At 69.9% G+C, this 6,717-nt stretch carries 9 protein-coding genes; all 9 read left to right on the top strand.

The window, feature by feature from the left end:
- Positions 1–377 precede the first annotated feature (377 nt).
- A complete protein-coding gene (locus DDV73_RS06420) occupies positions 378–1,091 on the top strand; it encodes a purine nucleoside phosphorylase YfiH/LACC1 family protein (RefSeq protein WP_109506382.1) in 714 nt (237 codons plus the stop codon).
- The gene (locus tag DDV73_RS06415) at positions 1,088–1,789 is read left to right on the top strand and encodes a YggS family pyridoxal phosphate-dependent enzyme (protein ID WP_109506381.1); all 702 of its coding nucleotides are present in this window, start codon (positions 1,088–1,090) and stop codon (positions 1,787–1,789) included. Before DDV73_RS06420 ends, DDV73_RS06415 begins: the two co-directional genes overlap by 4 nt.
- Before the next feature lie 55 nt (positions 1,790–1,844).
- Positions 1,845–2,336, top strand: a complete 492-nt coding sequence (locus tag DDV73_RS06410; protein ID WP_109506380.1) for a cell division protein SepF — start codon at positions 1,845–1,847, stop codon at positions 2,334–2,336.
- Between the two features lie 14 nt (positions 2,337–2,350).
- Complete coding sequence (locus tag DDV73_RS06405; RefSeq protein ID WP_109506379.1) at positions 2,351–2,647, top strand: YggT family protein; 297 nt, start codon at positions 2,351–2,353, stop codon at positions 2,645–2,647.
- Positions 2,648–2,743: 96 nt separating this feature from the next.
- Positions 2,744–3,511 (top strand): DivIVA domain-containing protein, encoded by a 768-nt coding sequence (locus DDV73_RS06400; RefSeq protein ID WP_170126011.1) that lies wholly within the window; start codon positions 2,744–2,746, stop codon positions 3,509–3,511.
- A 195-nt stretch (positions 3,512–3,706) separates the two neighbouring features.
- Positions 3,707–4,486 carry a TraR/DksA family transcriptional regulator gene (locus tag DDV73_RS06395; RefSeq protein ID WP_109506377.1) on the top strand — a complete coding sequence of 260 codons (780 nt, stop codon included), beginning with the start codon at positions 3,707–3,709 and terminating at the stop codon, positions 4,484–4,486.
- Entirely contained in the window at positions 4,459–5,028 is a 570-nt protein-coding gene (locus DDV73_RS06390) for a signal peptidase II (protein ID WP_109506376.1), read from the top strand. The genes DDV73_RS06395 and DDV73_RS06390 overlap by 28 nt, the downstream gene beginning before the upstream one ends.
- Positions 5,028–5,969, top strand: a complete 942-nt coding sequence (locus DDV73_RS06385; protein ID WP_109506375.1) for an RluA family pseudouridine synthase — start codon at positions 5,028–5,030, stop codon at positions 5,967–5,969. Before DDV73_RS06390 ends, DDV73_RS06385 begins: the two co-directional genes overlap by 1 nt.
- Positions 5,956–6,717 carry a GNAT family N-acetyltransferase gene (locus DDV73_RS06380; protein ID WP_109506374.1) on the top strand — a complete coding sequence of 254 codons (762 nt, stop codon included), beginning with the start codon at positions 5,956–5,958 and terminating at the stop codon, positions 6,715–6,717. Before DDV73_RS06385 ends, DDV73_RS06380 begins: the two co-directional genes overlap by 14 nt.

Here is a 6,717-nt window from a genome sequence, read left to right as displayed (position 1 = left end):
GGGACCGGTTGGCAGAACTTCCCAGACCCCACGACCACACCCTGAGGCCCGCGCCTGCTACTCACTCGCCAACTGGTCCGATGATCAGCGCATCCTTAGCAAGCCCCGCATCCGCCGCTGCCTCAAGAGATACATCGCCCGCGAGCTCTACCGACACCTCGCGGCAGGGGTTGACAACCTATAGAAGCGTCTCAGACTCGCGCTGACCCGGCCGGTGTTCACGCTGGAGTCGGTCGACCCGGCCGGTATTCACGGCGCGACACGTGAAGACGGGCCGGGTCAGCGTCTACCGGCGTGAAGACGGGCCGGGTCGGCGTGTACCGGCGTCAACAGCGGCCGGGTCGGCGTGCTCCCGACGTGCCGACTAGCCTCTCGGTGTGTTTGCGTTCCATGACCGCAGTGGCCGGGTCGAGGTGGCCTTCACCGACCGCCACGGGCGTTCCGGCGAGCCCTTGAACCTCGCGCTTCCCGGCTCCGCGCCGGCCGAGGTGGCCCCACCCGAGGCCGGGCTGCGCGCGGTGGCTGAGGAGCTCGGCCTGAGCGGTCCGGTGGTCGGCCTGCGGCAGGTGCACGGCGGCGACGTCGTCCCCGTCGACGCGTCGTACGACGGCAGCGAGATCGTCGCCGACGCGCTGGTGACGGCGGAGCCCGAGCTGACCCTGCTGGTGCGGGCCGCCGACTGCGTGCCGCTCCTGCTCGCCGACACCGACGCCGGTGTGATCGGCGCCGCGCACGCCGGGCGGCCCGGCGTCGTGGCCGGCGTCGTACCCCACACCGTGGCTGCCATGCGCGAGCTCGGCGCCAGCGAGATCACGGCTTGGGTGGGACCGCACGTGTGCGGCCGCTGCTACGAGGTCCCCGAGGAGATGCGGGCCGAGGTGGCCGCGTCCGTCCCGGAGACCTGGGCCGAGACCTCGTGGGGGACGCCCGCGCTGGACATCGGAGCCGGCGTACGCGCACAGCTCGCCGCCGACGGCGTCGCCGTGACCGAGGTCGAGCGGTGCACGATCGAGGACGACGCGCTCTGGTCGCACCGGCGCCAGGGCGCGGGTGCCGGCCGGCTCGGTGGGCTGATCCGGATCGTGCGGTGACCCGCCGCGACGAGCTGGCGGCCAACCTTCGGGCCGTCACCGACCGCATCGCCGCGGCCTGCCGTGCTGCTGGGCGCGACCCTGGCGAGGTCGAGCTGGTCGTGGTCACCAAGTTCTTCCCGGTCTCGGACGTCCGGCTGCTGGCCGAGCTCGGAGTGACCTCGGTGGGGGAGAACCGGCACCAGGAGGCGGCGGCCAAGGCCGCCGAATGCCGCGACCTCGACCTGCGCTGGCACTTCATCGGCGGCCTGCAGGCCAACAAGGCGGCCGCCGTGGCGACGTACGCCGACGTCGTGGAGTCGGTCGACCGGGTGAAGCTGGTGCCGGCCCTGTCCAAGGGGGCCCACCAGCGGTCCCACCCACTCGACTGCCTGCTCCAGGTGAGCCTGGACCCTCCCGGCGGCGGCGAGGGCCGCTCGGGTGCGCTGCCCGACGAGCTGCCGGCGCTCGCCGACGCCGTCGCCGAGCGCGGCATGCTCACCCTGCGTGGGCTGATGGCGGTCGCGCCGCTGGGTGCGGACCCGGAGCCGGCGTTCGGCCGGCTGGCCGAGATCGCCGCCGACTTCCGTGAGCTCTACCCGGCCGCCGACCGGCTCTCAGCGGGCATGACCGACGACCTGGAGTACGCCGTAGCAGCCGGCGCGACACACGTTCGCCTTGGGCGCGCGGTCCTCGGTCAGCGCCCTCCTGTCAAGTAGTGTCGATGTCACAGCGTTCCTGTCGGGGGCGCCGGAGTTCCGGAGGACAGCACTCATGAGCGGCGCGATGCGCAAGATCGGCGAGTACCTCGGCCTGCTCGAGGACACTGGCCGGTACGACGAGTTCGATGACGAGTACGACGAGCAGCCGGTCGGCCACGAGCCGCGCGAGGTCCGCGCTGTCGTCAAGGAGTCACGTCCCGCCCCTGTGTCCGACCTCGCCGAGCGCCGCCGTCCGGCCTCGGGTCCCCAAGGAGTCGTCGCCGAGTTGTCCCGCATCACCACCCTGCACCCGCGCACCTACAACGAGGCCCGCACGATCGGCGAGAACTTCCGGGACGGCACGCCCGTCATCATGAACCTCTCGGAGATGGACGACTCGGACGCCAAGCGTCTGGTTGACTTCGCTGCTGGTTTGGTCTTCGCGAGCCGGGGGACCATCGAGCGCGTGACCAGCAAGGTGTTTCTTCTCTCACCGCCCAACGTCACCGTCGCCGCCGAGGACAAGCAGCGGATCGTCGAGGGCGGCTTCTTCAACCAGAGCTAGTCGAGGAACCGTCGTTGAACGCTGTTGGGTCGGTCATTGAGATCGTGCTCTGGGTTTTCATTGCCATGCTGTGGATACGCTTCGTGGTCGACTGGGTGCAGGTTTTCGCCCGATCCTGGTCGCCACGCGGTGCGCTGTTGGTGGTCCTGGAGGCCGTCTACACCGTCACCGATCCCCCGATCAAACTGCTGCGGAGGTTCATCCCGCCGCTGCGGCTGGGGAGCATTTCGCTCGACCTGAGCTTCCTGATTGTGCTGCTGGGCGCCTACCTTTTGCTCCAGCTGAACCGCGCCGTGTTCTTCGCTTCCTGAACGGAAGCGAACGCGGGGGCGAACTCCTCGAACGGGGAGTCGCGCTATTGTTCGACAAGCAGAACTTCCGTAGACGACTAACGAATGGGTGAGGTCATGCCGCTGACGCCTGAGGACGTGAGCAACAAGCGCTTTACTCCGGTCCGGCTCCGTGAGGGTTACGACATGGGGGAAGTGGACCAGTTCCTCGACGAGGTGGAGGCCGAGCTGGCCCGACTCACGAAGGAGAACGAGGACCTGCGCTCGAAGCTCGCTGCCGCCCAGGCCGGCGCTCCCGCTGCCGCCTTCGGCAAGCCCCCTGAGCCGGTCGTCGAGAAGAAGCCCGAGCCGATGGCCCCGCCGCCGCCGCCCCCGCCGCAGCCCATGGCGCCGGTCGTTGCGGCCGCCGGCAACTCGGTGGAGACGATCCGTGTCGAGACCGTGCCGGACGCGTCGAACGCCGCTGCCCGTCTGCTGGAGATCGCGACCCGCAACGCCGACGAGCTGGTGGAAGAGGCCAAGAACGAGGCCGACAAGATCGTCGGCGAGGCCCGCACCAAGGCCGAGCGCCTGGAGGCCGAGTCGAAGGGCAAGGCCGACCGGCTCGAGTCCGACGCCCGCACCCGTTCCCAGATGCTGGACGCCGAGACCACCGAGCGCCGCCAGCAAATGTTCGGTGATCTCGAGAAGGAGCGCGACAAGCTCAACCTCGAGGTCGAGCGGCTGCGGTCCTTCGAGCGCGAGTACCGCTCGCGCCTGAAGAGCTACTTCACCCAGCAGCTCGAGGCACTTTCCACGGCTCCGGAGACCTCAGCTCCGGTTGCCGAGGCCACGGTCTCCTCGCCCAAGCGGCTCCGCTCGATCCTCGGCGACGACGAGGGCTAGGAACTCAACCGCAGGGCCGGGCCGCCATCGGCGGCCTCATTGATGTGTCGCGGGACGGGCGGGCTTCGCTCGCGTTCCGCGATTCATCTGTTTTTTTGCGCGTGGTCGGTTGAGTCGGCCTCTGCCAACGGCTAACCTCCCCTGCACCCTCTTGTGGCTACGGCCGCAGCCAACGGCCCCGAAGGAGGCGATCCGATGGCACGCAGCGCGAGGAAGTCTCTGGCCGGTACGGCCGCGGCAGCGGCGAAGAAGGTCATCGGACGCCGGCCCAAGGACGACGAGCCGGCCCCACCCGCTCCCAAGAAGAAGGCGGCCGCCAAGAAGCCGGCGGCGAAGGTTGCGTCGCCTGGTAAGAAGGCGTCAGCCGCGAAGACCGCGGCCAAGAAGACACCGGCAAAGAAGACACCTGCAAAGAAGACCCAGGTGACCGCGCCGGCGAAGAAGGCGCCGGCCAAGAAGGCGGCTCCGGCGAAGAAGGCAGCACCCGCGAAGAAGGCAGCGGCCCGCTCGGGGACCGCGAAGAAGACGACGAGGAGCGCAGCGAGAGTGACTGACACCGCAACAACCTCGAAGGGTGCACTCGCGGCCCTGGCCGTCAAGGAAGGCGAGAAGGCCTGGACCAAGGCCGAGCTCGACGAGGTCCTGACCGAGCTGAACGAGTACGCCGAGCGCCTCCGCCGCGAGCTTCACGACCAGGAGGAGGAGCTGGCCGGTCTGATGCGCGACGCCGGCGACGGCGCCGGTCACGACCAGGCGGACATGGGTGCGACCAGCTTCGAGCGGGACCACGAGCTGACTGTGGTCAACAACGCGCGCGAGATGCTGAGCCAGACCGAGCGCGCGCTGGCGCGGATCGGCGACGGCACGTACGGCGTGTGTGAGTCGTGCGGCAACCCGATCGGCAAGATGCGGCTGATGGCCTTCCCGCGTGCCACACTGTGCATGTCATGCAAGCAGCGCGAGGAGCGTCGCTGAGCCCCAGCGATCAGCCAGAACCGGTCAGCGACCCCTCACCCAGCCCCAGACGGCTGCGGACGCTGTTCCTCTCGATCGCAGCCATCGCCTGGCTGGCCGACCTCGGCACCAAGGTCGCGGCGGTGCACTGGCTCCAGGGCCGTGACGACGTCGAGCTGATCGGCTCGATCCTCAAGCTCAACCTGGTCCGCAACCCGGGCGCGGCGTTCAGCACCGGCACCTCCTACACCGCCGTGCTCAGCGCGATCGCGATCGCGGCCGCAGTGCTGGTGCTCTGGGTGAGCCGCAGGCTGGGCAGCACCGGCTGGGCGATCGGCCTCGGCTTCCTGCTTGCCGGCATCGTCGGCAACCTCACCGACCGGATTTTCCGGGCGCCGGGTCCGTTCCGCGGCCACGTCGTCGACTTCCTGGAGCTGCCGAACTGGCCGGTGTTCAACGTGGCCGACATCCTGATCAATGTCGCGGCCGGCGTGATCATCCTGCAGGCGGTACGCGGGATCCGGATCGACGGCACCCGCCACAAGGACGACGAGGGACATTGATGTCAGGAACCTTCACCGAGCACAAGGTGGTGCTGGTGCCCGAGGGCCTGGCTGGCGAGCGGGTCGACACCGCGATCGCCCGGATGTTCGGCCTCTCGCGCACCCGCGCGGCCGACCTGGTCAGCGGCGGGCACGTCCAGCTGGACGGCGCGGGTGTCGCCAAGTCCGACCGGGTGCACGCCGGCGGCATGCTCGACGTCACCATCCCGGCGACCAGTGACCCGCTCGAGGTCGTCCCGGAGATCGTCGAGGGGATCAAGATCATCCACGACGACGAGTCGATCGTGGTGATCGATAAGCCCGTCGGAGTCGCCGTACACCCGAGCCCTGGGTGGTCCGGGCCGACCGTGGTCGGCCACCTCGCGGGCGCCGGGTTCCGGATCGCGACGAGCGGCGCCAGTGAGCGGCAGGGCATCGTCCAGCGGCTCGACGTCGGTACGTCGGGAGTGATGGTGATCTGCAAGTCCGAGGTCGCCTACTCCCGGCTCAAGAACGCCTTCCGCCGCCGTACCGTCGACAAGACCTACCACGCGCTGGTGCAGGGCCATCCGGACCCGCTTGAGGGCACCATCGACGCCCCCATCGCCCGGCACCCGAAGGCCGACTACAAGTTCACCGTCCGCGCCGACGGCCGGCACAGCGTCACCCACTACGAGACCCTGGAGGCGCACCGGTTCGCGAGCCTCCTCGAGATCAAGCTGGAGACCGGCCGCACCCACCAGATCCGGGTACACATGGCGGCACTGAAGCATCCGTGCGCCGGCGACCTGACCTATGGAGCCGACCCGGTGCTCGCCAAGCGGATCGAGCTGGAGCGGCAGTGGCTGCACGCGGTCCGGCTCGGCTTCGAGCACCCCGACTCCGGTGAGTACGTCGAGTTCGAGTCCCCGTACCCCGCCGACCTCCAGCGCGCCCTGGACATCATTCGTGAGATCCACTGACGAGACCGGCGGCGAGTCCTTCGTTGAGTCGCTGACCGTGCGAGCGGCGGAGGCGGCCGACGCCGAGGCGATGGCGGACCTCTACACCGCGGCCCGGGTCGCCGCCGTCCCCCAGATGCCACCGGCGCTGCACACCAACGCCGAGGACCGGGCCTGGATGGCGGCCCGGCTCGCCGACGGCGACCACGAGGCATGGGTGGCCGAGGACGCCGGCGCCCTGCTCGGGTACGCGCTGTTCACCGAGACCTGGCTGGACCACCTGTTCATCCGGCCCGACCGCACCGGCTCCGGCGTCGGCGGCGTACTCCTGGAGCTGGTGAAGTCGCTGCGCCCGCGCGGCTTCGCGCTGTGGGTCTTCGAGACCAACCTCGGCGCTCGGAGGTTCTACGCCCGGCACGGGCTGCTGGAGCTGGAGCGCACCGACGGCGCGACCAACGAGGAGAAGGCGCCCGACGTCCGGATGGCCTGGCCGGGGGAGGACCCGGTCGCGGCACTGCGTGGCTGGATCGACGAGGTCGACGACCAGCTAGCCCCGATGCTGGCCCGGCGCGCCGCGCTGACCGCCGCCGTCCAGCAGTTCAAGGCGGTGCCCGGCAGCCGTGACCTGGACCGCGAGCGGGAGCTGGCCGAGCGGATGGCCCAGCAGGCACCCGCACTCGGTACGGCGCGGCTGGAGCGGATCATGCACACGGTGATCACCGAGAGCCTCGACGCCGCGACGGAGCCGGGTACACCGGGCCCGCCATGA

The sequence above is a fragment of the Nocardioides speluncae genome, from assembly GCF_003121585.1.
In the GTDB taxonomy this organism is placed as follows: Bacteria; Actinomycetota; Actinomycetes; order Propionibacteriales; family Nocardioidaceae; genus Nocardioides; species Nocardioides speluncae.
Note: the sequence above shows the minus strand (reverse complement) of the source record. Positions and strands in the feature narration are given on the sequence as shown.